Raw genomic sequence first — 25,210 nt, forward strand, 5'->3', positions numbered from 1 at the left:
TAGATTATGGCTTGTGGGCTAAACAATCAGTACAGCACTTACAAACCAAAACTTAATGTATAAGAGAATTGAATCGTTGGTTCAGTTTTTTCAATTACTTCTCCACGACCATTTTTCATTCTCTCACCAGCACCAATTCCTACACTAAATGTGCTGATGCGTTCAGGGTTTAGCCAAACATAGGCTAAATCTACGCCTGCACCGAGACGTGCTTTTTCTTTTCCATTAATTTGTTTGCTTTCAATGTGCCCCGCATAAGCACCAATGTAATATCCGTTTTTGTCTGTACCAGTTAAATGATATGGATAACGAAATCCAATCTGACCACCTGCAGGATTGTCATCATTCAAAAACACACCTGCTTTGGCATAAGCAATCCCATATGGGTTAACCCATTCAATATTGCCATGTAATAACTTTTTAGTGAAACCTGCACCAACATTCCATGTTGAAACTTTAGCTTCTTTTAATTTTGGCTCAGGCAAATAAGGATTTTCGTCTGCGTAAGCAACAGTGTTCAACGACATAACCGCTAATAAAATATAAAGTTTTTTCATTATTTTCTCCATTTTCCCTAAGAGTGTGTCTTAGACATTCCTATTTCAAACAGTTTCAGACTTTAACAGAATTATTTTGCTTCTAATATACAAGACCCTACAATTTTCATGTCTGCAAAGTCAAAAACTGTCGCACCATCATTTATATGATCAGTTGAAAAATCTACAGTAAGATCGTTCAACTTACGTTAAAATAGCCCACTTTCGTTCTCTGCCATCCTGCAATTTAAGTCGATACCCTATGAAACAGCACTTTCCTTTAAAAAATATGCAACAAGAGAAGCGCATTTATAAGGGTCGAATTTTTTTTGCGATTTCAGTCGTCGTTGTTTTCCTACTTTTATTGATTTGTCGTTATGCATATTTACAGATTATTCATTACGATGACTTTACAACGGCTTCTGACAAAAACCGTATTCGCTTGCAGCCCCTCCCTCCAGCACGTGGTTATATCTACGATCGTAATGGTGTATTGCTCGCAGACAATTATCCAGTATTCAGTGCCACATTAAGTAAAACTGATGTTAGCGACATAGACGGAACCCTAGCACGTCTTATTCCAATTTTGAGTCTCACTGAAGAAGATATTGAGCGTTTTAAAAGCCGGGTCAAAACTGCTCGAAAAACAGAACGAATCGCGATTAAGTTAAATCTCACAGAAGCAGATATTGCCAAATTTAGTGAGGTTAAATACGCATTTCCAGGTGTAAAAATTGAGACTCAAATGACTCGCTACTATCCACATGGCGAGTTGTTTGCTCATGTGATTGGATACGTTGGACGAATCAATGACAAAGAACTCAAATCGATTGATAAAGATTTATATGCTGGAACCAACCTGATCGGGAAAATTGGCGCGGAGAAAAGCTACGAAGAATTATTACATGGCACTCCAGGTTATGAATCTGTAGAAGCTGATGCACACGGGAACGTTCTTAGACATCTTGGTCGACAAGATCCTGTACGTGGAAATGACCTTTATTTGTCTATTGATTATGGTTTACAGACCATTGCAGCGCAACAGTTAGTTGATCGCCGTGGTGCAATCGTTGCAATGGACCCTCGCACAGGGGAAATTTTAGCTTTAGTTTCAAGTCCAAGTTTTAATCCAAACTTATTCGTTACAGGGATTAGTACTAAAGACTATAGTGGTTTACGGGATAATCCTGATCAACCTCTTTACAATCGTGCTGTTCAAGGTGCTTATCCTCCAGGATCAACGATCAAGCCAATGTTTGGTCTAGGTGGAATTCATTACGGATTAGTCGATTGGAGTACCGCAATCTCAGACCCAGGTTACTTTTCTTTACCAGGTGATAGCCATCGCTTCCGTGACCATAAAAAAAGTGGGCATGGTGCAGTAAATTTACATAAAGCCCAAGTGGTTTCCTGTGATACCTACTTTTATATTTTGTCGTATCGTATGGGAATCGACAAAATGAATACTTGGATGCGCCAATTCGGTTTCGGTGAGAAAACTGGTGTTGATTTACCGAGTGAAAGCTCAGGCTTATATCCAAGTCCAGAATGGAAAATGCGAACTCGAAATACGAAATGGTTAAAAGGTGAAACCATTTCAGTCAGTATCGGTCAGGGCGCATTTACAGCGACACCATTACAGCTCGCTATGGCAACGGCAATTACAGCCAACAAAGGCTCACATGTCACACCACATGTTTTGAGAGATCATAAAGGCGCCAAGAAGCTTCCTGTTCACAATGCTCCTGATGGAAAAATTCAGTTTAATGGGACAGATGAAGATTGGGTCAATATGCACGCTGCCATGATTGATGTCATTCAATCTGGTACAGGTCGCGGGATCAAAGGCGGTCTGCGTTATTCTATTGCAGGTAAAACAGGTACAGCACAAGTAAAAAGTATTGCTCAGGGCAAAAGATATAACGAAGCAGCATTGTCCTCTAGACAGTGGGATCATGGTTTATTTGTCGGATTTGCACCTGCCGAAAATCCCGAAATTGCGATCGCCGTAGTTTGGGAAAATGGTAAGCATGGTGGTTCCGCCGCTCAACTTGCGCGACCAGTATTTGATTATTGGTTGGTTAATCGTAAGAAAAATCCAATTCGTCCTTTAAACCATCAAGTCAGTGGTGGGTTAATGACAGCTGGCATCAAACCTGCAGAACTTCCAAGTGGTAGTGGTACATTTAGTTCAACAAATGCTCCTGCTTCAACTCCTACTGTAAGCTCAACAGCACATGCCGATGGAGTATCTGAATAATGAAAAATCAGTTACGCATTATCGGAGGAGAATGGAAACGTCGAACATTACCGTTCGCATCTATTGAAGGGTTAAGACCAACACCTGATCGTGTACGTGAAACATTATTCAATTGGTTAATGTGGGATATCCAAAATAGTAAGGTATTAGATTTATGTAGTGGTTCAGGAGCTTTAGCTTTTGAAGCGCTTTCTCGTGGTGCAGCTGAAGTTATCATGATTGAACCCGATGTCACTCAATCTGGATTTCTAAAACAAAATATTCAGCTATTAAAAACCAATAAATGTCAGCTCTACGTGACCACAGCACAGAAAGCTTTACAGAAAATTAACCAACAATTTGATCTTGTTTTTCTTGATCCGCCCTATGGCTTGAATTTATGGCAAGAGTTAGCTGAGTCTGTGGATACAAAGATCGTAGCGAATGGCTTTATTTATGTAGAAGCTGATCGTGAGTTATCTGAACTAAAACTGCCTGCTTCTTGGAAAAAGATTAAAGAAACCAAAGCAGGAATAGTAAAAGCAGGTTTATATCAGAAAATGCCTTAAAGGACTCTTAACCAAAACAATCGAACCATTTGTCCTCGATCAAACGGAAAACTCGACAAATATTCATATCCTATTCGATTGTCTTGGTTAATCTGATAAACGATGCCATAACCCAGTGAAATGGATAAATCATTGAGACCAAAACTCATCGTGTCTCCCGTCAAGACTTTTTGGTTCAGCTAGTCAGTTTGATAAGCCGTATAGTTATAAATTCTTAGACGTTCATCATGATAAAATTGATTGTGTAAAATTGAATAGTCCGTTTTAATTTCAGGATAAGCAGATTCAAACATCTCTTCAGTATGTTGATCCTCAAATCCAGCAAAAAAAGTCGTATTGCTGTGCTGCTAAAAATTGTAAAGGCATCAAAAGACAAGTAAGTAAACATAGACGTCTGGCTAACATAGCATTCAATAAAAGTTTCTTGAGCATAAGCAACATAGAGTTTAAAAGTATGTGATAGTAATCAACGGATTTGGCAAATAACAACTCAACAAGCTCTCAAACCCAATTTTATAGAATCAAGTATATGTCTAAGTGAATTTCGGAATGTAGAAATTGCTAATGATGTCTAAAAAGATTATTTAATTTCATTTGTGTCTGACATAAACTATTAATTTATAGATTGAATTCTATATACAATAACCCCAATCTCATCATCTAATTCAACTCCAAAAAATTATGAAACGTTTTATCTTGTTAACGATAATCTTGAATTTAACAGGTTGTATCTTTGGTCAATCCAATGAAGTGAAACGTGCAGAAAAAGTTTTGCAGAGTTTTGAATGTAATAATATTGAAACCAACCAAATTGCAACCTCATCAATTACCAATTTTCATCAGCAAACTTTGGCTGCAAACAAGTCAAAAGCATCAACATATGTTGAGCAATACAAAAATGGCGAAGATCTCTTTGACATACCACTCGATGAAGTAGTACAACAAAAATATCAACTTTATAAACAAGCATGTCAAGCACTTGGTGGTGTTGCACCTAGAACTGAGCCTGTAATAGTAACCAATAATCATGAGGATACTAGCGGGGCTTGATAGCAAATTGGATCGCTTCGCATGATAGAACAACAAATAACTTTAAAACATTATATTGCCTTCGGTTTTATATGCCTCGCAGTCCATCGCTAGTATTCACCCACTTGAGTTTGAATCGTATCTGTTGCATCAAGCTGGCACGGTACTCATGTTGATTGCATTAATTATTGTAATTAAGAAAATTGGTATCGATTTCCATAGTTTTTGCTTATACCTTGCTTTTTTATTCATTCATATTGTTGGTGCACACTATTTATATTCATACGTACCTTACAATGAGTGGTTTCAAACGCTATTCCACATTGATTTGAATCAAACAATGGGATGGTCGAGGAACATGTATGATCGTTTTGTACATTTCGCTTATGGGCTACTACTCTACCCATTCTTCTACCGCTGTTTTGAGTTCTTCTTTCCCAAATCTAAACCCGTTGCAATATTTTTATTAGTTGTCCAATTTGTCATGGCATCGAGTTTAGTCTATGAGTTGATTGAATGGTGGATCGCAATCGGTTTATCGCCAGAAGATGCCGAAAATTACAATGGGCAACAAGGAGATATTTGGGATGCACATAAAGATATGTTTCTAGCAACTCTTGGTTCGATTTTGATTGGTTTACTATATCTATATAAAGAAAAAACTCTTATTCAGAACAAATAAGAGTTTTCCCCATGTTTAGAACATCCAATTTGAAGAGACATCTAAATCATTGAATAATTCTTTGAAAGATGTCTCAGCTAAGTCAGTTTGCACAGAAATCGTCTCCACAGTGCCTAATAGCGAGTTTTGACTCACAAGATTCAGATCAAACTCATTTAATAATTGATCTATCACATCTGTTTCCAACTTTTCTGCACTTAATAAATGCTCTAGCGGAATTGATAATTGTTCCTCATCTACAAAGCTATCCGATATGTTTGGAGCTCTTAAAAGACGATCTAAATTAACAGAGTCCACAAAAGAAGTTTGAACCTCCTCAATGATTAAGGAATCACTCAACATCAGCGCACTAGGTTGAGCTGGAGCTACAATTGTGAAATTAAAGGCATCACTGAGTTCACTGGTATTACCAGCTACATCTGTTTGAGTTAAAGTAATTTTGTGTGAGCCTAAAACTAAATCATTCGTTACGGTGTAACTCCATTTACCATTATCTCCAACTGTAACAGTCCCAATCGGATAGCCATTATCAAATATTGTGAGTACTGCTTTTGCTTCACCAATTCCTGATAATGTTGGCTTGGTATCATCGGTACTTCCACCTGAACTAACAGCGCCTTTAACTGCGCCAATATCATCCATTACCGTTTGTAGCAGAGGCTTAGTCGGTGCAATTGTATCTTTAGCACCAAATATATCTGTAGGTTCAGAACGATTTCCTGAAGAATCGATAATATAAATTTTGGCAATATTTTTATCTGTTAAAGCAGGTGACAAACTCAGACTGAACTTACCATCCGCACCAACTGTTCCAGAGCCAATAGTTGTTTGACCATCTGCACTTTTAACTTCTATTTTTGCATTTGCTTCAGCTTTGCCTGTCACAATAGTGCCATCTTGATTAAGCTGTGCCAAAGGTGAATCAGGTGTAATGTATCTTTAGTTCCAGTCACAACTGTTGATTTCGAAACATTACCAGCACTATCAATTGCAGAGACAGCCACTTTGCTTCCATTCACTAAAGGTTCGTTCAGTTTTACAGTATAGTTTCCATCCTGATCAGCTTGACCCGTGGCAATGACTTTTCCTGTTGAATCTTTAATCTCAATTTTTGCTTTGGCTTCAGTTTTACCTGTAATCGTTTGTGTATCCGAACTCAGTACTGCCGTTGGTGTTATCGGAGCAATCATATCCGTCGAATCATTTTTATCATTATTATTGTCGTCATCATCATTTACTGCCAACAAATAAAGACCTTCAGCAGCCATAGCATTCAGTCCACCTTTAATCAATTGCGATTTAGTGATCCCAAGATCATCTGCGGGTTCTGATACTGAAGAGACTTGTGTAGGTAACTCTGTCGAAACTTGAGGTACAGCTTGACTTGATGATGTGTAACGAACAAATTTGCCCGAATCTTCGAACTCGGCAATCGAGTAGCTACCATCATCATTGCTCAGGCCAATGTATGCTCACTGGCATTCATTTCATTGTAAAAGTCACGAATGATTATTTTCTCGCCATTTTTTAAAGTAATGACTAAATCATCGCCTTGCTTGATGATGGATTTTATACTCTCTTGGTTTATACCTAATTGAATAATAGATGGCTGACTTAATATGACATCCTTGATTTTTCCATCTTGTAAAATGTTTAGGCTCGTCTTTGAAGAAACGATAACTCTTGTCATTATTATACCCACTGATCAATTTTATTTTAAAAACTTTAGATTAATGAATAATTAAGCACTTAATCTGTTCGTTAAAATATCAAATGCAATCATTTAGAATAATCTATTCAAAGCTGAGTTTTGTCATTTTATTTAATTGACCATCAATTAAAATCAGATGTCATAAAACAAAAAACCAGCCGAAGCTGGTTTAAAGATTTCTTTGTTAACTTAGAATTTAGGATCGCGCATTTGAACGAGCGTATTGTTTGCTTTTACTAGAGTATCAGTCATTTTCCCAAGTACTGCTGGAATTAAACTTTCTGCCATTTGCGCTGCTTGTAATCCAAGTTTCTCACCAAATGTCGGACGTTTGCGAGTATTGATCACGTATACATCATGTTTTGGTAACAAGCTAAGTAAATACTCATCCGAAGTCTGTAACTTATCCACCAAATTTAATGCGAGAGCATCTTCACCATACCAATGCTCACCTGTTGCCACTTTTGAAATATCTAATTGAGGACGATATTTTTCAACAAAGTGCTTGAATAAAGAATGCGTTTGTTGCAATTCTTCTTCAAATTTCGCCTTGCCTTCAGGTGTATTTTCTCCGAACATTGTCACAGTACGTTTATACTCACCAGCCGTATACAATTCAAAATCAACGTTATGTTGTTTTAAAAGACGGTTGAAGTTTGGAACCTGTGCAACCACACCAATTGAACCGACCACAGCAAATGGTGCTGTAATGATTTCATTGGCAATACAAGCCATCATATAGCCACCGCTTGCAGCTACTTTGTCTACACAGATCGTCACATTAAAACCCGCATCACGTAAACGAACTAACTGAGCAGCAGCCAAACCATAACCGTGTACCATTCCACCAGGACTTTCTAAACGAACTACAACGCGGTCGTGCCCTGCTTTTGCGGTTGCTAGAATAAGGGTAATTTCCTCACGAATCGTATCTACAGCAGAGGCTTGTACATCACCTTTGAAATCGAGCACATAAATTTTCTGATCATTTTTTTTACGAATTTTCGCTTCTTTTGCAAGCTGTTGCACCAGTTGTAAAAGTTCCAAACGAGATGCTGTTGTTTGCGCAATTCTTTTTCTTTGCTCATTCACGCGCGCATTTAAATGACTTATACGAATCTCAGCAGGAAATTTAGGTAAATGGAATAACATAAAATAAGTGCTCTTAAGTTCGGCTTTTATCCGTCTAAGATGTGGTCAGTTGAGTTAAAATTCAATAGTGATTTTGAAAAATAGATTCTTTTTCATCTGCCTATACAAAAAAAGAGCCCGAAGGCTCTTCTTTTCACTGTAAAAATATCAACCGAAACGACCTGTAATATATGCTTCAGTTAATTGATGATCTGGCTGAGTAAATATTTTCTCAGTTGAGTTCACTTCGATCAAATCACCTAAATGGAAGTAAGCAGTACGATCAGATACACGAGCTGCTTGTTGCATTGAGTGCGTTACAATGGCAATCGTATATTGCTCAGAAAGTTCAGAAATTAATTCTTCAATCTTCGCAGTTGCAATTGGATCAAGTGCTGAACACGGCTCATCCATTAAGATCACTTCAGGGCTTACTGCGATTGTACGTGCAATACATAAGCGTTGTTGCTGACCACCTGACAAACCTGTTCCTGGCTGACTCAAACGATCTTTCACTTCTTCCCACAGACCAGCTTTACGTAAACTGTTTTCAACGATTTCTTCCAAATCGTATTTATCACGAGCTAAGCCATGTAGCTTAGGACCATAAGCTACGTTATCGAAAATTGATTTAGGAAATGGATTCGGTTTTTGGAATACCATACCAACTTGCGCACGTAGTAGAACCACATCAAGATTTGGATCATAAATATCTTGATTATCTAGAGTGACTTTACCTGTTACGCGACAAGTATCAATCGTATCATTCATGCGATTCAAAGTACGCAAGAAAGTCGATTTACCACACCCTGATGGACCAATAAAAGCAATCACTTCATTTTGATAGATATCAAGATCAATACCTTTAATCGCTTCAGTTTCACCATAGTAAACATGAACATCTTTGGTCATGATTTTTACTTCATTGCTTTTAGGCTTTTTATTTGATGAAGCCGTTTCAAACTGAGAAACAAAAGCAGTATTAGATTGCTGAACTTGTGCTTCAGATGAATTCGATTCTGTTTGCTGTGGATTCACTGACTTATCCTTTTCTAATGCGTTCATAATTTCAATCGTATTCATTGTACTCTCCTCAATTACCAACGCACTTCAAATTTCTTACGTAGCCAAATAGCAAGGCTGTTTAAACCAATCATCAATGCTAGAAGCACAATAATCGCTGCTGCTGTACGTCCTTCAAAGAAGTTACGTAGTTCATTACCTTGCCACAAATATACTTGTACAGGCAATGCTGTTGCTTGATCAAGTGGTGATGTCGGAACACTTGCAACGAAGGCACTCATACCAATCAGGAGTAATGGCGCTGTTTCACCCAATGCGTGTGCTACACCAATAATCGAACCTGTCATAATGCCAGGAAGCGCGAGTGGCAATACATGATGGAACACTGTTTGTACTTTCGATGCACCTAAACCTAATGCAGCTTGACGGATAGATGGTGGTACTGCCTTCAATGATGCACGTGTGGTAATGATTACAGTTGGCAGTGTCATTAGACTTAAAACCAAACCACCCACCAACGGAGCTGAAAGTGGCAGTTGCATCCATCCGATAAAGATAGCAGCACCTAACAAACCAAACACAATCGAAGGAACAGCAGCCAAGTTATTAATATTTACTTCGATGATGTCTGTCATCATATTTTTCGGCGCAAATTCTTCCAAGTAAATGGCACTTGCAACCCCAATTGGAATAGAGATCACGATCACGATGAGCATCATGAACAATGAACCCATGAATGCTCCTGCCAAACCACTGATTGCAGGAGAACTACGAGAGTCAGGGCTAACAAATAAGTTGGTATTAAACGTACTTTCAATGATCCCTTTTGCTTCTAATTGATCAGCGAGTTGACGTACTTCTGGATCAAGTTGTTGCTGATCATCAGGCAATGAACGATCAATATTTCCAGATAACCATACATCGACATTGGCATCTGCCAAGAATTTAAGTTCTTGCTTAGTGCCAATTAATGCTGGATTTGTAAGAACCATATCACGTAAACGGTATGCTTCAGAGCTAGTATACATACCAGTCAAATAATCACGTTGCGACTCAAGTGCTGGGTCTTTAGCAACAATACCATTTACGATCAATGCATCCCAATCCACCATACCCATCTCAGTTTGCCAAGCAACAAAGCGCTCTTCAAAATGAGCTGGCGACTCACCCGCAGTTGGTTTTGGTTTCGGTCCTGCATTAATGATCGTAGGGTCAAAATAAACAGGAACTGTCATACTACTCTGCCAGAAAGCTGGTAAGCCTCTCGCTAAAATACTTCCGAATAGTAAAGCAACAAATGCCAAACCAATCACGACTGCAGAAAAACCTCCCAGACGGAACATTTTTTCTTTGCGATGACGTTTTGCCAACGAGCTTTGGATAACTTTTTTGCGCTGTTCACGTTGTTCAGCAGCCACTTGAGGATCAAACGCATTTGGATCCAAAGGAGATGTCTTTGATGAACTCATTCGTATTGCTCACGATATTTGCGCACGATATACAGTGCAATAATGTTTAGACCCAAAGTAATCACAAACAACGTTAAACCTAGGGCAAATGCAACCAATGCTTGTGGACTTGCGAAATCTGTATCGCCAGTTAACTGTTTTACAATCGTTACCGTCACTGTTGAAACAGCTTCTAATGGGTTTGCATGTAGTAATGGGCTATTCCCTGCTGCGAGTACCACAATCATGGTCTCACCAACAGCACGAGAAACAGCAAGTAAAAATGCGCCTGTAATACCAGGAAGTGCAGCAGGTAAAACAACTTGTCTAATCGTTTCAGATTTTGTAGCACCCAAACCTAAAGAACCATCACGGAGTGAACGTGGAACTTGAGTAATGATGTCATCTGATAATGATGATACGAATGGGATAATCATAATTCCCATAACAAAGCCAGCAGTCAAAGCACTTGTCGCATTGATATTAATACCAACACTTTCACCTACCATTTTGAAGAATGGTCCGATGACCATAAGTGCAAATACACCGTAAACAATAGTAGGAATACCTGCTAATACTTCAATAATTGGTTTTGCCCAAGCACGTAGCTTTGGAGATGCATATTCTGCCAAGTAAATTGCAATCATTAAGCCAATCGGAACCGCAACAAGTAATGCGATACCACTGACCATTAATGTCCCCCAAAGTAATGGCAAAATTCCATAACTGCCTTCAGCATTTCCTGTTGTGCTGAAACCAGGGTTCCATTCTGTACCGAAGAAGAAATCAGTAGGACTGACAAATTTAAAGAAATGTAATGCTTCTGTCAGCATCGAAAGAACGATACCAATAGTTGTTAAAATCGCAACACCAGAACATAGAATCAAGGCAACGTTAATTGTTTTTTCAACCTGATTTCGTGCACGATATTGCTCACTAACTTTACGCTTTGCCCAAACTAAACCAGCTAACGCAACGCTTATAACTACAGCTAACTTAGCAAAAGTCCCAATGGTTTGAAATTTTGCTAATTGTTGTGCAGCAGCAACTTCATAAGCCGCAGCTTGATCCGTGACACCAAAACCTGAAGCAATGGCTTGAACACGATCAATTAATACATCACGCCCTGCTTCATCTAAAGTTGCACTGACGGATGCTGGGATATTATTAAAAATAATATGTTGTAAAACACTCGGCTCAACCAAGTTCCAAATTATCAAAATTAAAAAAGCAGGAATACCACACCACAAGGCAACCAAAGCCCCGTAATACACAGGACGAGAATGTAGTGCTACTGAGTTATTCCCCTTACCTGCTAGGTTACGGCTTTTACTCAGCCCGATTTGATATGCGATTGCCACAAGGGCTAATAACACACCGATAAGTAGCAGATTCATGTAATCTCCACTGTTTTCTCAATTTTCATCATTTGAAAAAACTTAGCTAGACAAAAAGGCCGATGAATCTAAGTCTCACCAGCCTCCGTTATTAAGTAAACTTATTTAACTGTTTTACCAGCTTTAAAATCAGCAAGGATTTTTGCACGTTCTTTGTCATTCAATGCAATCAAACCAGCTTTTTCTAACTTAGAACCTTTACCAGATACTTTCTTGTTTAAGAAGTATTCTACGTATTGTGGTAAACCTTTGATTGACTTCAAGTGTTCGCCTTTCACATAGAAGAACAATGGGCGAGAAACTGGGTACTGACCACTTAAAATTGTCTTCTCAGAAGGAACAACGTTGTTTACAGTTGCAACACGTAACTTGTCACGGTTCAAGTCATAGAAGCCAAGACCAAATACACCTACAGCGCTTGGTGAAGTCTTTAAGCGAGCAAGAGTTTCTGTATAGTCACCAGCGATTTCGATTACGCGACCATCTTTACGGAATGTAGAGCACGCTTTTTTCTGAGCTTCTTTATCTAAGTTTTTGAAGTAATCATAAGCTTCACAACCTGCTTCAACCATTTTCTCTTGGAATACTTCACGAGTACCGTGGTTAGATGCAGGAATAACTAAAGTAATCGGCTCATTTGGTAAAGATTTATCAATTTGGTTCCAAGTTGTATATGGGTTTGGAACTAATTTACCATTTGAAGGCAATTGAGCAGATAATGCTGTGAATACGTGATAAGGTTTTAATTTATACGCAGCTTTTTTTACATTTGATGCAAATACGATACCGTCATAACCAATTTTGATTTCTTGGATTTGGTTTACGCCAGCTTTTTTACATGCAGCGATTTCAGTATCTTTGATAGCACGTGAAGAGTTCGCGATATCAATTGTGTTGTCGCCAACACCTTGACAGAATTGTTTCAAACCACCTGAAGAACCACCTGAACCAACAACTGGTGCTTTGAATTGTGGGAAAGTATTACCAAATTCTTCTGCAACAATACTTGCATAAGGTAATACAGTTGATGAACCAGCAATTTGAATCGTATCACGAGCTGCGTTAGCAGTTCCTGCTACAGTTGCCCCAGATACAGCCAATGCAAGTGCGATATAACGTGGATTTAAGCGCATTCTGTCTTCTCTCATTTATACAATTTGATTTACAACTCTTTTAACTTCAAGTGTTGTACTTTGGTTAACTGTATTTTGATCAGATAATATGACAAATAGGTTACAACTTTGTGACGCTTTGGTTATAATCAAACTTTTCTATATATTTATCAATTTTAATCGCTGAACATTTATACTTGGAACATAACATATTGTTCTCATTTACGTTATCTGTGAAATAAATTCTAATAAATATTCGATCACCTTTTATGTTGCTTTGTTTATTTACCTATTTTTTGATACACATATACATCAGGATAAATTAGACATTTCTGAATAGTGAATTCTATTCAAAAAAATGTAATCTGATCACGTAGACCTCATTCTCTTGCAAGGGCTTGAAATCGATCAAACGTTACTGTTATCACCTACCAAACTCGATTTAGTCTAATATGCAATTTATTCAGAATAAATTATTCTAACACATTGAATTTAATAAAAGGCCAATGATAAATCCTTATCATCAGCCTTGTTTAAAACAACTATTACTTCACTGTTTTTCCAGCTTTAAAATCAGCTAGAATTTTTGCACGTTCTTTATCACTCAAAGGAATTAAACCAGCTTTCTCTAATTTTGAACCTTTACCAGAAAATTTCTTATTTAGGAAGAATTCAACGTATTGAGGTAAACCTTTAATTGATTTTAAATGCTGACCTTTTACATAGAAGTAAAGTGCACGAGAAACAGGGTAACGACCACTTAAAATCGTATTCTCATTCGGCATCACTCCATTTACTGTCGCAACACGTAACTTATCACGGTTTTGATCATAAAAACCTAAACCAAAAACACCTATAGCATTTGGAGAAGTTTTTAAACGTGTCAATGTTTCAGTATAGTCACCCGCAATCTCAATGACTCGACCATCTTTACGGAAAGATGAACATGCTTTTTTCTGATCGTCTTTCTCTAAATTTTTAAAGTAAGCAAAAGATTCACATCCAACATCAACCAATTTTTCTTGAAAGACTTCACGTGTACCATGGTTAGATGCTGGAATCACTAAAGTAATGGGTTCGTCTGGTAATTCACTATCAATTTGACTCCAACGCGTATAAGGATTTGGAATCAATTTCCCACCCGATGGAAGCTGTGCAGCCAGAGCTTGAAAAACTTGTACTGCATCTAACTCATAAGAACGCTTTCTTAAGTTTGACGCAAAAACAATACCATCGTAACCAATCTTGATTTCTTGAATTTGAGTTACGCCCGCTTTTTTACAAGCAGCAAGTTCTGCATCTTTAATTTTACGAGATGAGTTTGCGATATCAATGGTATTATCACCAAGACCTTGACAAAATTGCTTTAATCCTGCTGAAGACCCGCCTGAACCTACTACTGGAGCTTTAAATTGTGGAAAAGTATTACCAAACTCTTCTGCAACAATACTCGCATATGGCAATACTGTTGATGAACCCGCAATTTGAATCGTATCGCGAGCTGCATTCGCCGTTGTTGCAACAACCGCTCCAGAAACCGCTAAAGCAATTACGATTTGACGTGTATTTAAACGCATTCTTTTCTCTCTTCATGAAATGCAATATAGTGTGCGTGTACGTTACGTAAAGTTTGGTAGTCACACTTTCGATGAATTGCATTTTGCAGTTGCAATATTGCAATTAAGTTACTAAATTATGACGTTTTAATGATAATCACATTTTTTGAATCTTTATTTTCAAATATCAATTTTATCGTGGTTGTTTTTTTATCAAAAAATGTATCTAGATTTAACGCAAATTTTTTAAAAACAATGGACTACCTGTTTAAATATAAAACCCATTGTAAACCAAAGAACCAATATTTAGCCTTAAGTTTAAAGTCTTATCGACTGGAGGAGTTTCTTTTTAATTTTTTTGTGATGGAATTAATGAGCACCCATCAAAAGTTTTATTCGAAATAGCTGTAGATAGAATTAATGGATAAATCTCGTGTGAAAAAAAAGGCCACTCTGGTGGCCTTAGATTACAAATCATTAATCAATAGGTGGCACGTAAGTACCTGCAACAATCGCATCTTTAATCCGATCAGCTTCTGCAAGCACAAGTGCAAGTAGATTTTGAACGTTTTCAAGCGTTGCAACTGGGCTTAAAGTTGTCATTTTCAATGATTGAACCTGACCAACTTTAGTCACACCAATATTCGCCTCACCACGTGCAAATAATTCATCTGCAACGTTTTGGTTCAAACTATCAATAAACTCAGTTGGATAACCTTCTGGAACAACACGGAACAGAACAGAAGCAAATTGTGGTTCAACCAACAATTCTAGACCTGCGGTTGCTTTGATGTAGTCTGCAACTTCACGTGTTAATTTCACACCGTGGTCGATCATTGAACCATAAAGCTCTTCACCTAATGCTTCAACTGTCATCCACAATTTTAATGCATCAAAACGACGAGTCGTTTGCAATGATTTAGACACAAGGTTAGGTACACCATGCTCTTCATCATAAGCAGAGTTTAAATACTCAGCTTCATAATGCATAAAGCGATAGTTAGCCTCGTCTTTCAACAAGAAAGCGCCACAACTAATGCTTTGGAAATAATGCTTATGGAAATCAAGTGTGATTGAGTCTGACAATTCAATTCCATCAAGCATTGCACGATGATCATTAGAAAGAATCAGCGCACCACCCCAAGCAGCATCAATATGCATCCAAGAACCAAATTTATTGGTAATTTCACGGATTTTCTTGAGTGGATCGATTGCACCAGCATCTGTCGTACCCGCTGTAGCAACAACACAAGCAACAATTTTGCCTTCAGACTGAAGATGTGCCATGGTTTTTTCGAGTGCATCGACATCCATTTGCGCATTTTCATTGACAGGAACAGTCACGACCGACTGGAAGCCCATCCCCATCATTGCCATATTCTTTTGCACAGAGAAGTGTGCATTTTCAGAACAAATGACTTTGACGTTTTTCATTGCTTCTGCAGGAATACCATCACGCTGAACAGACCATGGATTACCATTTTCATCTTTCCAGTTTTTCGAGATACACCAGTCACGTGCAAGCAATACACCCATCAAGTTAGACTGTGTTCCACCCGAAGTGAATACACCTGCTTGACCTGCGCCATAGCCCACTTTTTGGCGTAACCAATCAATAAGCTGAACTTCCATCAATGAACCCGCTGGGCTTTGATCCCATGAATCCATAGATTGGTTCGTTGCATTGATTAACACTTCCGCAATTTGGCTCATCACCATCGTTGGGCAATGCAAATGTGCAAGTGAGTGTGGATGATGTACTTTTAAACTTTTGTTGAGGAAAAGCTCAACCATACGTTGTAATGATTGTTGTACACCTAAACCTTCTTTTGATGGATTAAAAGAAATTGCTGCTCGCAAATCTTTAATGCTTCCACCTGTGTACATTTTATCATTTTGCAACCATGCTGAAACGGCTTTAACCGCTTCGCCCATTGCTGACTGATAGTCAGCAATGGATTGTGCATCATTGCAGAGTAACGCTTTACGATGTTCTGCAAAATCAACCATGGATTAGCCTCGTACTGCTTTTAAAGCTTCTGCAATCGCTTTTTTGAAGCGTGCAACTACTTCAACACATTCGTCTTGATTGATGATAAGTGGGCAAAGTAAACGAATTACAGTACCGTTACGACCACCTTTCTCTAGTAAAAGTTTATTGTTGAAACAAGCTGTTTGAATTGCCGCAGCTAATTGTGCATCAGCAGGAAGTGAACCCATATGATCAGCTGGTTTACGCTCATCAACGATTTCAACGCCGATCATCAAACCACGACCACGGACATTACCAATACATGGGAATTCTTGAGCTAACTTTTTGAATTCAGCTTGTAAGAAGTCACCACGCTGTTGCGCATTTTGAGCAAGGTTTTGTTCAGAAATAGTTTTTAGAACCATTAAACCTGTACCCATTGCCAACTGGTTGCCACGGAAAGTACCCGTGTGACCTGCTGGCTGCCAAGCATCAAACTTACGCTTAATACCAAGCACTGCTAATGGTAAACCACCACCTACAGCTTTTGACATCACCACAACATCAGGCTCGATACCTGCATGTTCAAAGGCAAACATTTTACCTGAACGTGCAAAACCAGCTTGAACTTCGTCCAAAATTAAAACGATGTTGTGCTTTTCAGTCACTTCACGAATTTTTTGTAACCACTTAACAGGTGCAGTTACGACACCGCCTTCACCTTGAATTGCTTCAAGAATCACAGCAGCAGGTTTCGTTACACCACTTTCAACGTCTTCGATGAAATTTTCAAAGAAGTAAGTCAAAGCATCAACACCCGCTTCACCACCTAAACCAAGTGGGCAACGATATTCATGTGGATATGGCATAAACTGAACGCCAGGCATAAGACCATTCACGGCATTTTTAGCACTCAAGTTACCTGTCATAGACAGTGAACCATGAGTCATACCGTGGTATCCACCTGAAAAACTGATCACAGAACTACGACCAGTATATGTTTTAGCAAGTTTAATCGCCGCTTCTGTAGCATCTGCACCAGATGGTCCACAGAACTGTAAGCAATATTCTTCTTTACCGCCTGGCAAGTAAGCCAAAAGTGCTTCAGTAAAAGCATCTTTTAAAGGAGTCGTTAAGTCTAAAGTATGCAAAGGCAAACCACTTGCCAATGTATCTTGAATACTTTGAATCACCGCAGGATGATTATGACCTAAAGCCAATGTTCCTGCCCCAGCTAAACAGTCGAGGTATTGAGTACCCTCAACATCTGTAACCCAGCAGCCCTGTGCTTTCGCTATCGCTAACGGTAATTTACGTGGATAACTACGAACATTTGATTCCATCTGACTTTGGCGAGTCAAATAATATTCGTTGGATGCATTAGCGGCAGGGTTTACGGAAGTAACGCTCATATCGAATTACCATCTCTGATATGGGTAAAAGAAATAAGTCTGGTGACTTGCGGTCGTTTGACTCGGTGCTTTTTAGAATCTAGTGCAGACAAAATGTTTTATATCTTTCAACTAGGTGCGAGATGATACCTAATTTTGAAATAAAATAAACTCTTTTTATGCCTGACATTCATCTAATATTATTGAAAAAATGTTTCTTTCAATTAACTATGATGAATTATCATCATACTATGTGACAAGCGAAAGAAAGTATGCTTTTTTTATCTACATATTAATTTTTAGATAAATGGTCAAAATCACCATCATAACTATTTATTATTTAAATACTTTTATTTTATTTTCTTATTGCAAAACATCTCAAATTTATTACAAAGACACCACAAAATCTGCAGAAGTTCAACATCAGTTCTTTTTAATATGAAAGTTGTAAAAATAATTTGTTAATCGTCACTTTAAGGAAAAATTTATGCGTACTTTAGCACTCGCTTCGATGATGTTAGGTGCAGCTCTCAGTTCAAGCGCATTTGCCCAAGATTCCAACCAATTAAACTATAATATCGTCAATATCCAAGCTGATGCATCACGCCAAGTTGCCAATGATCAAATGCAGGCAGTTCTGTACATCGAAAAGAGTCATAAGCAACCTGCCGAACTCTCCAATCAAATCAATCAACTGATGAATCAAGCTCAAGCTCTTTCTCGGAAATATCCTCAAGTCAAAGTCGAAACGGGTGCTCAAAGCACTTATCCTGTTTATGACAGTGACAACAATAAATTAAAAGAATGGCGTGCCCGTGCAGAAATCCAGTTAGAAAGTAAGGACTTCAAAGCGGCAAGTCAGTTAATCAGTGAACTGCAACAAAATTTTCAAACTCAATCTATTAACTTTACCGTCTCTGATGAGCAACGAAAGAAAGTTGAAAATGAGTTAATGATCGAGGCTTCTAAAAACTTTCAACAGCGTGCTCAATCAATCACGCAAGCGTGGAACAAAGCACAATATAATCTTGTCAGTTTAAATTTAAATACGAGCAATTACTTCCCTCAACCCATGATGCGTGGTGGAGTTGCAAAATTTGCAATGGCAGAAGCTGCTCCTGCTCAAGATATGGCTGCGGGTGAGTCAAAAATTATCGTAAATGCTAATGGTTCGATTCAATTCAAATAATTTGAATGGGCATAAATACAAGAAAAGGCATGTAATATGCCTTTTCTTCACTCTATCTCAGCTAAATTTTGTAAAGAATCCCATGCAGCTTTAGCCAACAATTCTCGATAAATTTTCGGATTAGTATCAACCTTTTCAAACAACCAAGCACGGCAATAGTTTTCTGTTGCACCAATCACTAAAGACATCATTAACTCTGCTGGAGCTGATTTCAATAAAGATGCTTCAGAATACTGTGAAATGTAGTTGCGTAGCGTTTTATTTCTGAGCTTATTCTTTTCAATTAGAACCGAACGGTGTTCACCGTTCATCACACTGTAATGTGCAAGTAATAAAAATTTAGCGAACTCTGGCTGATCAGCAACCCAATCAACATAACTATAAATCAAGCTATAGATCAGTTCTTTTAAAGATTGCGTCTGCTCTAAGTATTGATCTCTTAATCTTGATTGATCATCTAAAGCTGCAAATACTAAAGCAGCAATGACACCCTCTTTATTTTTGAAATGATGATAGATCCCTCCTACACTGCTGTCTGAACGTTCTCTAATCATCTCAATGCTAGTGGCATCTAATCCAAACTCTAAAAAACACGATAACGCATCAAATAATATTTGACGCTTTAACAAAGATCTTCGTTGAGGATACAACCTTTCTAATAATTGTTGAGCCGTTTGCATATTCAATTTGAGTTCACCGATTGTCGGAACTATTGTGAATGACTTGACCACAACTTGTAAACAGAATTATATTCTGTAAAAGAATTAAATTCTGTTTTTATCAAGGTAATTTAACATGGCTTCAACTCTAGAATTGTGGAACAAAGCTTCTGCTTTACCCGCAGGCAAATGGACATTTACACGCATGCTTTGCCTAAAAGCACCATATTTCAGTAGTATTTCTCCGCTATTTGAAGAACTAAAGCCGAATTCGTGCAAAATTTCGATTAAGAAAAAACGTTCAGTGCTCAACCATATAGGGACTGTACACGCGATCGCGATGTGTAATATGGCTGAACTTGCTGGAGGAACAATGACAGAAGTTACCGTTCCTGCAACACATCGTTGGATTCCTAAAGGAATGACTGTTGAATATTTGAAAAAAGCAGAAACTGATTTGATCGCAATTGCCTCACCTGTTGAACAAAATTATGATTGGGATAAAGCAGGTGAATATCTTGTCAATGTCGATGTTTTCGACAAAGCAAATGAAAAAGTTTTCCACGCAAAAATTACAATGTGGATTTCTAAAAAGAAATAAAAAAAGCCCCGATATAAAAACATATCGGGGCTTTTTTTAAATCAGGGATTACTTTTTAAAAGGTAATGCATATTTGAAGATACGTCCCACAACTTCGCCAAATTGCTTTACAAAGCTTGCGTTGTTGTAATTCAAACCATATTTTTTACAAACCGCTTCAACTTTTGGTGCGATTTCACGGTAACGGCGTGCTGGAATATCAGGAAATAAGTGGTGCTCAATTTGATGACTCAAATGACCCGTCAAAATATGAAAAGCCTCCGATCCTGTTAAATTCGAAGAACCGCGAATTTGTCGCATATACCAATGACCACGGCTTTCATTTTGTAGAACTGCTTTAGGGAAAACTTCAGCATCTTTAGTAAAATGTCCGCAGAAAATAATACTAAATGTCCAGATATTACGAAGACCATTGGCAACAAGATTACCCGTGAAAACAGGAATCGCCGATGGACCAGCAATCAATGGAAAAAACACATAATCTTTAAACAGTTGCTTCGCGATTTTCTTTTGCACAGGTTTCCATTCCTGCTTAAACTCGTCCATGGTCTTACGCTTGTAGACAACTTTACCTAATTCAAGATTTTGAATCGCAACACCCCATTGGAACAATAGGCTAAATGGCACGATATAAATTGGTTGAATTAAAGTAAATTTAGTCCAACGTTGTTCTGGAAATAAACGAAATACCCCATAACCCACATCATCATCCATCCCCTTAACATTGGTATAAGTATGATGCTTATAATTATGAGTTTGACGCCAGTTATCCGATGTCCCGACTGTATCCCACTCGTAGGTTTGACCATTAAATTTTGGATCATTCATCCAGTCATATTGCCCATGCATCACATTATGACCCAATTCCATATTTTCCATGATTTTGGCATAGCCTAATAAGCCAGTACCTAATAACCAAGCTGGTGGAAACCATCCAGCAAAGAGTAATGCACGACCTAAGAAACTACTATATCGAATAGACGCATAAACTCGACGAATATACTTCGCGTCTTTCTCGCCTAAATCATTCAGGACTTCTTGTTTGATTTGATCTAATTCACGGGCAAAAGCATCTAACTCAGCAGCAGTTAAATCACGGTTTTTTGGATTTTTAAAATATTGAACTTTAACAGGCATGTTCATAATCTTTATCTCTCTTATAGATCAATCACAAGATCTGATTGAGCTGAATTCACACAAATTTTTAATAACTGAGTCGGTTCTTGATTTGCAGCACCATTCAGCAAGTTCTTTGTCGCACCTTGGGCTTTAGTACAGGCACATTTGTTGCAAATTCCCATACGACAACCATGATTTGGCTTGATACCTTGCTGTTCTAAGCTCGATAAAATGGACTGACCTTTAGGAATGGCGACTGTTTTATTGGACTTAGTCAACGTGACATTAATGAAGCCAATATCTGTTTGCTCAGCACTAAATTGACTTAAGCTAAAAGCCTCAGTCTGTACGACGGCAGCCTCAGCAAATAAAGATTCTGCTGTTGAAGCAAATCCTGAAGGACCACATGCGTAAACGGTAATTTCATTTAACGCACCCAAAGTTTCGACATGATTTTGGTTTAGGCGTTGATCTTGTTCTTGGGTATAGAAAATCTGATAACTGAAATTTGGAAGGTTTTCTGCGATCTCTTTTAAATAATCTGTGTATGCAGCGTCCTGATAAGTTTTGACCCAGTACATAAGTTGTACAGGTGTTTTGTTCAATTGCTTGGTCTGACTCAAACTTTCGATCAAGCTCAACATCGGTGTAATACCACTGCCCGCAGCAAGTAAAAGTAACTTTGGTGTCTGAATACTCTGTTGCATATCACCATATGGTTGTCCCAAACGGAGGATATCTCCAACTTGGCTTTTTTCGACCAACCATGAACTGACCAAACCTTGATCAACTCTTTTGACTGTTAAGCACAAATGATCAGCATCTAACTGCATCAGACTATATGTCCGTTCGTAATGACGACCTGCAATTTCAACCGTTACAGGATGGTGTTGCCCTGCGAGTCCACGTGCTACATGACGATTACATTCTAAAATAAGGCTAACTGTATCTTTTGCTACAACTTGTTTTTTTACGACACGTGCTAGGGACTGATTGATTGACCATAAAGGGTTAACTTTTTGCAGCCAAAAATCAGCATCGTGATGTGCTATTACGCTTTGAACCAATGAATTAAATAATGAAGTTCTCTTTTGGAGTGCTTGCATGATCGGGAACTCTGATCGTTTTTTAATTATTATACATATGTATATATATTTGTATATACACTCGTATAAAAATTTACATTTCACAAGTCTATGTACAACAGCTATAATCCTGACTAGCTAACTTATATTTTGAAAACAATGGTTCATTCTTCTTTTTTACCGCTTGGCAATGACACAGTAAATGAACAAGATGTCATCCAAATGAAATCTCAAGTACGTTCGGTTGGTAGAAAAGCAACGATTACGCGTGAGGAATTGTTCCAAGCGACCTTAAACTTGATCGGTCCTCAAAAAAGTATCGCTTCTCTTAGTCTGCGTGAGATAGCCCGTGAAGCAGGGATTGCACCAAATAGCTTTTATCGTCATTTCAAAGACATTGATGAACTTGCGATTGCATTGATAGACCGCTCTGGTTTGGTATTGCGCCGTATCATTCGTGAAGCTCGACTGCAAGCCTCTAAACAACAAAGTATTATTCGCAGTTCTGTTGAAGTCTTTATCCAGCAATTGGATGCAGATGAAGGCAACTTAAGTTTGTTGTTGCGTGAAGGCTATACAGGTTCAACATCGTACAAAGCTGCTGTTGATCGCCAACTCAATTTTTTCCAACAAGAACTCCAAGAAGATCTAATCCGCTTAGAACAAATGAATAATGGCAAAATTAGTCATGCTGATATTGCCGCAAAAGCGATTACACAACTCGTATTTAATATGGGTGCAAAAGTTATTGAGATACCTGCTGAACAGCGCACCGAAGTTGCTGAACAAACCATGATTATGATTCGTATGATCTTGGAAGGTGCACGTCATTTAGATGAATCAAGTATTCGATAATACTTGTTCATCACTGCACGACAAGCCGCTTCGCCTCATCGGGTGAAATCTCAGTATTAAAGCGAATTTGCTCTTCAATAATTTCTACAGGAATAAATCGAACCTGCACGACACTCGGATTACTTCGATCATCTGCTGGCATCATCTGATTCAGTTGCTTGATTTGACTGAGCGTAGGTACCGTATCCCCTCGCACCACAACTCGGATTAAGGTGTATTGCTTTTGCTGCTCGAACTGAATAGTGTCAATAATATTATTTTTTTGATTTAGTAATTGCTCAATCGCAGTTTTAGATTTAGTTTCATACATTTGTTTTTGCAACATATGTATGAAATTAGCAGATAAATAAATTGCGAGTATCAAAAGGAAAATTAAGCTGATTGCATTTCTTTTGATAAATTCCAAAACATTACTTTGTACTTGTTCATTTGAACCACGTCTGAAACCTGCAATCCACAATACGAGTGAAGAACTAATCTGAATAGCAACCATATTGGTTAAAGCCAATAAAAATGCATTTGCTGAATGACGTAATTCCGCATGGGCTAACAATATGCCACTTGCCACTAATGGTGGAACCAATGCAGTCGCTACAGCAACACCAACCACTGCTACAGATAATCTTGGTGAAATTGAAGCAAACGCCCCTGCTGCACCGCCTGCTAAGGCAATCATCAAATCAATTACTGTCGGCTGAGTTCGAGATAAAATTTCACTGGTTAAAGGCATATTGAAGTTAATCAACCCCAATACGACACCAATACTAAAAATCATCACCACGCCCAGTGCTAGGGTTTTCAGAGCGGTTTGTAATAGAATCCACCGATTATCAATAAATGCTAGTGCAATGCCTGAAATGGGCCCCAACATCATTGCAACCAGCATTGCTCCTATTACAACTGCGGCTGAGTCTGCCAACAATCCATAACCAGCAATCACTGCAGCTAAGGCATTCATAATAAAATACGTTTTGGTTGGCAAAGCATCTGCCTGAATATTTAGTCGTACATGCTTGTGATCAATTTTCCTAGAATTTTCTCTTAAGGCTTGTTTATATCTAAGCTTTTCCTTTAAACGTTCTATATGAGCCTGTTCAGGATGATCATTAATGACGATTGTAGGTCTATCTTTTTCATTTTCCATTGTTTTTATACTCATCTCATAAACAGAAGTTTCATGCAAAGTTCTAATTTACTTTTTGGTTGATTATTTAAATCATGCTTAGTTCAACCTTACTCTAACACCATGTAATTACAATAGAAAAAATATTTAAACTCACCATAATTTACAAAAGGGTTAAGAATTAAAACACTCCTTCTGCACAGCGCGGGTTAAGCTGAAACTTGAAATAGATCATTCGTTTAATTCATCAAATTTCACATACAATAATTGAATGAGGTAACTATGAATTCTTCAGCAGCTCTAAAAGTATATACACGTAATAATTTAGATGATTCTATTAAAGAAGCAACGGTCAAAATTCTAAATCAAATTCTTGCGAATCTGATTGATTTATCACTACTTACTAAACAAGCACATTGGAATATGCGTGGTAGTAATTTTATTGCAGTCCATGAAATGTTAGATATGTTCCGCACCTCAATCATTACCCATCTAGACAATGTCGCTGAGCGTGCTGTGCAAATTGGTGGAACAGCATTGGGTACAACCCAAACCGTTGCTGAAAGTTCACATCTTAAACCGTATCCTGTCGCGATTCATGCTGTACAAGACCATTTGAAAGAATTGGCAGATCGTTATGGTGTAGTCGCAAATCATCTACGTGATACGATTGAAGATATTAAAGACCCAATTTCTGAAGATATTATTCATGCAGCTTTAGAAGACTTAGATCAGTATTTATGGTTCTTAGAAGCCAATATTGACCAAAACTAAGTTTAGTTT

20 protein-coding genes and 3 pseudogenes are annotated in these 25,210 nt (G+C 38.1%); 8 read left to right on the plus strand and 15 right to left on the minus strand.

Annotation, left to right across the window (positions count from 1 at the left end):
* Positions 1 to 38 precede the first annotated feature (38 nt).
* Positions 39 to 557, minus strand: a complete 519-nt coding sequence (locus R2H34_RS11735) for a hypothetical protein (RefSeq protein WP_087540035.1) — start codon at positions 555 to 557, stop codon at positions 39 to 41.
* A gap of 241 nt (positions 558 to 798) precedes the next feature.
* Between R2H34_RS11735 and mrdA the strand changes: the two genes are divergently transcribed.
* Both mrdA and rsmD read left to right on the plus strand, forming a co-directional pair.
* A complete protein-coding gene (gene mrdA / locus R2H34_RS11740) occupies positions 799 to 2,796 on the plus strand; it encodes a penicillin-binding protein 2 (protein ID WP_039048253.1) in 1,998 nt (665 codons plus the stop codon).
* Positions 2,796 to 3,344, plus strand: a complete 549-nt coding sequence (gene rsmD / locus R2H34_RS11745; RefSeq protein ID WP_004912511.1) for a 16S rRNA (guanine(966)-N(2))-methyltransferase RsmD — start codon at positions 2,796 to 2,798, stop codon at positions 3,342 to 3,344. The genes mrdA and rsmD overlap by 1 nt, the downstream gene beginning before the upstream one ends.
* Here rsmD and R2H34_RS11750 read toward each other — a convergent pair.
* Positions 3,341 to 3,710: pseudogene (locus tag R2H34_RS11750) on the minus strand (hypothetical protein). The gene rsmD and the pseudogene R2H34_RS11750 sit on opposite strands and share 4 nt — an antisense overlap.
* A gap of 315 nt (positions 3,711 to 4,025) precedes the next feature.
* Between R2H34_RS11750 and R2H34_RS11755 the strand changes: the two are divergent.
* Both R2H34_RS11755 and R2H34_RS11760 read left to right on the plus strand, forming a co-directional pair.
* Positions 4,026 to 4,394, plus strand: coding sequence for a hypothetical protein (locus R2H34_RS11755; protein WP_004963179.1), 369 nt, complete (start codon positions 4,026 to 4,028; stop codon positions 4,392 to 4,394).
* Between the two features lie 21 nt (positions 4,395 to 4,415).
* A pseudogene (locus R2H34_RS11760) lies at positions 4,416 to 5,055 on the plus strand (DUF2238 domain-containing protein).
* Between the two features lie 15 nt (positions 5,056 to 5,070).
* Here the strand turns inward: R2H34_RS11760 and R2H34_RS11765 are convergent.
* The 9 genes and pseudogenes from R2H34_RS11765 to R2H34_RS11805 form a co-directional block, all read right to left on the minus strand.
* Positions 5,071 to 6,745 (minus strand): annotated as a pseudogene (locus R2H34_RS11765) (Ig-like domain-containing protein).
* A gap of 210 nt (positions 6,746 to 6,955) precedes the next feature.
* Positions 6,956 to 7,918, minus strand: coding sequence for a protease SohB (gene sohB / locus R2H34_RS11770; RefSeq protein WP_004912525.1), 963 nt, complete (start codon positions 7,916 to 7,918; stop codon positions 6,956 to 6,958).
* A 147-nt stretch (positions 7,919 to 8,065) separates the two neighbouring features.
* A complete protein-coding gene (pstB, locus tag R2H34_RS11775) occupies positions 8,066 to 8,980 on the minus strand; it encodes a phosphate ABC transporter ATP-binding protein PstB (RefSeq protein ID WP_004912527.1) in 915 nt (304 codons plus the stop codon).
* 14 nt (positions 8,981 to 8,994) lie between these two features.
* Positions 8,995 to 10,389 carry a phosphate ABC transporter permease PstA gene (pstA, locus tag R2H34_RS11780; RefSeq protein WP_042891116.1) on the minus strand — a complete coding sequence of 465 codons (1,395 nt, stop codon included), beginning with the start codon at positions 10,387 to 10,389 and terminating at the stop codon, positions 8,995 to 8,997.
* The gene (gene pstC, locus R2H34_RS11785; protein WP_004912533.1) at positions 10,386 to 11,765 is read right to left on the minus strand and encodes a phosphate ABC transporter permease subunit PstC; all 1,380 of its coding nucleotides are present in this window, start codon (positions 11,763 to 11,765) and stop codon (positions 10,386 to 10,388) included. Before pstC ends, pstA begins: the two co-directional genes overlap by 4 nt.
* Positions 11,766 to 11,866: 101 nt before the next feature.
* Entirely contained in the window at positions 11,867 to 12,898 is a 1,032-nt protein-coding gene (locus tag R2H34_RS11790) for a substrate-binding domain-containing protein (RefSeq protein ID WP_004912535.1), read from the minus strand.
* Between the two features lie 524 nt (positions 12,899 to 13,422).
* Positions 13,423 to 14,454, minus strand: coding sequence for a PstS family phosphate ABC transporter substrate-binding protein (locus tag R2H34_RS11795; RefSeq protein ID WP_042891118.1), 1,032 nt, complete (start codon positions 14,452 to 14,454; stop codon positions 13,423 to 13,425).
* A gap of 456 nt (positions 14,455 to 14,910) precedes the next feature.
* Entirely contained in the window at positions 14,911 to 16,443 is a 1,533-nt protein-coding gene (locus R2H34_RS11800) for a pyridoxal phosphate-dependent decarboxylase family protein (protein WP_042891119.1), read from the minus strand.
* Between the two features lie 3 nt (positions 16,444 to 16,446).
* Positions 16,447 to 17,817: a diaminobutyrate--2-oxoglutarate transaminase gene (locus tag R2H34_RS11805; RefSeq protein WP_042891120.1), complete on the minus strand. Its 1,371-nt coding sequence runs from the start codon at positions 17,815 to 17,817 to the stop codon at positions 16,447 to 16,449.
* Positions 17,818 to 18,283: 466 nt separating this feature from the next.
* On the opposite strand from R2H34_RS11805, the gene R2H34_RS11810 reads away from it, so the two are divergent.
* Positions 18,284 to 18,985 (plus strand): SIMPL domain-containing protein, encoded by a 702-nt coding sequence (locus tag R2H34_RS11810; RefSeq protein ID WP_004912548.1) that lies wholly within the window; start codon positions 18,284 to 18,286, stop codon positions 18,983 to 18,985.
* A 47-nt stretch (positions 18,986 to 19,032) separates the two neighbouring features.
* On the opposite strand, the gene R2H34_RS11815 is transcribed toward R2H34_RS11810, so the two are convergent.
* Entirely contained in the window at positions 19,033 to 19,665 is a 633-nt protein-coding gene (locus tag R2H34_RS11815) for a TetR/AcrR family transcriptional regulator (protein WP_004912550.1), read from the minus strand.
* A 115-nt stretch (positions 19,666 to 19,780) separates the two neighbouring features.
* On the opposite strand from R2H34_RS11815, the gene R2H34_RS11820 reads away from it, so the two are divergent.
* Positions 19,781 to 20,245, plus strand: a complete 465-nt coding sequence (locus tag R2H34_RS11820; protein WP_004912553.1) for a hotdog fold domain-containing protein — start codon at positions 19,781 to 19,783, stop codon at positions 20,243 to 20,245.
* 48 nt (positions 20,246 to 20,293) lie between these two features.
* On the opposite strand, the gene R2H34_RS11825 is transcribed toward R2H34_RS11820, so the two are convergent.
* Positions 20,294 to 21,388: a fatty acid desaturase family protein gene (locus R2H34_RS11825; RefSeq protein ID WP_004956266.1), complete on the minus strand. Its 1,095-nt coding sequence runs from the start codon at positions 21,386 to 21,388 to the stop codon at positions 20,294 to 20,296.
* Between the two features lie 14 nt (positions 21,389 to 21,402).
* Positions 21,403 to 22,470: a ferredoxin reductase gene (locus tag R2H34_RS11830; protein WP_318342274.1), complete on the minus strand. Its 1,068-nt coding sequence runs from the start codon at positions 22,468 to 22,470 to the stop codon at positions 21,403 to 21,405.
* A gap of 138 nt (positions 22,471 to 22,608) precedes the next feature.
* On the opposite strand from R2H34_RS11830, the gene fabR reads away from it, so the two are divergent.
* Positions 22,609 to 23,304: an HTH-type transcriptional repressor FabR gene (fabR, locus tag R2H34_RS11835; RefSeq protein ID WP_004912559.1), complete on the plus strand. Its 696-nt coding sequence runs from the start codon at positions 22,609 to 22,611 to the stop codon at positions 23,302 to 23,304.
* Positions 23,305 to 23,314: 10 nt separating this feature from the next.
* Here fabR and R2H34_RS11840 read toward each other — a convergent pair whose 3' ends face one another.
* Complete coding sequence (locus R2H34_RS11840; RefSeq protein WP_087540033.1) at positions 23,315 to 24,448, minus strand: TIGR00341 family protein; 1,134 nt, start codon at positions 24,446 to 24,448, stop codon at positions 23,315 to 23,317.
* Positions 24,449 to 24,709: 261 nt separating this feature from the next.
* Between R2H34_RS11840 and dps the strand changes: the two genes are divergently transcribed.
* On the plus strand, positions 24,710 to 25,201 hold the full coding sequence (dps, locus tag R2H34_RS11845; protein ID WP_004912565.1) for a DNA starvation/stationary phase protection protein Dps: 492 nt from the start codon (positions 24,710 to 24,712) through the stop codon (positions 25,199 to 25,201).
* Positions 25,202 to 25,210 lie beyond the last annotated feature (9 nt).

The organism is Acinetobacter sp. 16 (assembly GCF_033439925.1).
GTDB lineage: Bacteria > Pseudomonadota > Gammaproteobacteria > Pseudomonadales > Moraxellaceae > Acinetobacter > Acinetobacter junii.

What these genes read in the sequence shown, in the direction of transcription:
- R2H34_RS11840 (WP_087540033.1), bottom strand. Translation starts at nt 24,448, where the DNA reads ATGGAAAATGAAAAAGATAGACCTACAATCGTCATTAATGATCATCCT.
- pstC (WP_004912533.1), bottom strand. Translation starts at nt 11,765, where the DNA reads ATGAATCTGCTACTTATCGGTGTGTTATTAGCCCTTGTGGCAATCGCA.
- R2H34_RS11810 (WP_004912548.1), top strand. Translation starts at nt 18,284, where the DNA reads ATGCGTACTTTAGCACTCGCTTCGATGATGTTAGGTGCAGCTCTCAGT.
- R2H34_RS11820 (WP_004912553.1), top strand. Translation starts at nt 19,781, where the DNA reads ATGGCTTCAACTCTAGAATTGTGGAACAAAGCTTCTGCTTTACCCGCA.
- sohB (WP_004912525.1), bottom strand. Translation starts at nt 7,918, where the DNA reads ATGTTATTCCATTTACCTAAATTTCCTGCTGAGATTCGTATAAGTCAT.
- pstA (WP_042891116.1), bottom strand. Translation starts at nt 10,389, where the DNA reads ATGAGTTCATCAAAGACATCTCCTTTGGATCCAAATGCGTTTGATCCT.
- rsmD (WP_004912511.1), top strand. Translation starts at nt 2,796, where the DNA reads ATGAAAAATCAGTTACGCATTATCGGAGGAGAATGGAAACGTCGAACA.
- dps (WP_004912565.1), top strand. Translation starts at nt 24,710, where the DNA reads ATGAATTCTTCAGCAGCTCTAAAAGTATATACACGTAATAATTTAGAT.
- fabR (WP_004912559.1), top strand. Translation starts at nt 22,609, where the DNA reads ATGGTTCATTCTTCTTTTTTACCGCTTGGCAATGACACAGTAAATGAA.
- mrdA (WP_039048253.1), top strand. Translation starts at nt 799, where the DNA reads ATGAAACAGCACTTTCCTTTAAAAAATATGCAACAAGAGAAGCGCATT.
- pstB (WP_004912527.1), bottom strand. Translation starts at nt 8,980, where the DNA reads ATGAATACGATTGAAATTATGAACGCATTAGAAAAGGATAAGTCAGTG.
- R2H34_RS11735 (WP_087540035.1), bottom strand. Translation starts at nt 557, where the DNA reads ATGAAAAAACTTTATATTTTATTAGCGGTTATGTCGTTGAACACTGTT.
- R2H34_RS11815 (WP_004912550.1), bottom strand. Translation starts at nt 19,665, where the DNA reads ATGCAAACGGCTCAACAATTATTAGAAAGGTTGTATCCTCAACGAAGA.
- R2H34_RS11825 (WP_004956266.1), bottom strand. Translation starts at nt 21,388, where the DNA reads ATGAACATGCCTGTTAAAGTTCAATATTTTAAAAATCCAAAAAACCGT.
- R2H34_RS11755 (WP_004963179.1), top strand. Translation starts at nt 4,026, where the DNA reads ATGAAACGTTTTATCTTGTTAACGATAATCTTGAATTTAACAGGTTGT.
- R2H34_RS11805 (WP_042891120.1), bottom strand. Translation starts at nt 17,817, where the DNA reads ATGAGCGTTACTTCCGTAAACCCTGCCGCTAATGCATCCAACGAATAT.
- R2H34_RS11830 (WP_318342274.1), bottom strand. Translation starts at nt 22,470, where the DNA reads ATGCAAGCACTCCAAAAGAGAACTTCATTATTTAATTCATTGGTTCAA.
- R2H34_RS11795 (WP_042891118.1), bottom strand. Translation starts at nt 14,454, where the DNA reads ATGCGTTTAAATACACGTCAAATCGTAATTGCTTTAGCGGTTTCTGGA.
- R2H34_RS11800 (WP_042891119.1), bottom strand. Translation starts at nt 16,443, where the DNA reads ATGGTTGATTTTGCAGAACATCGTAAAGCGTTACTCTGCAATGATGCA.
- R2H34_RS11790 (WP_004912535.1), bottom strand. Translation starts at nt 12,898, where the DNA reads ATGCGCTTAAATCCACGTTATATCGCACTTGCATTGGCTGTATCTGGG.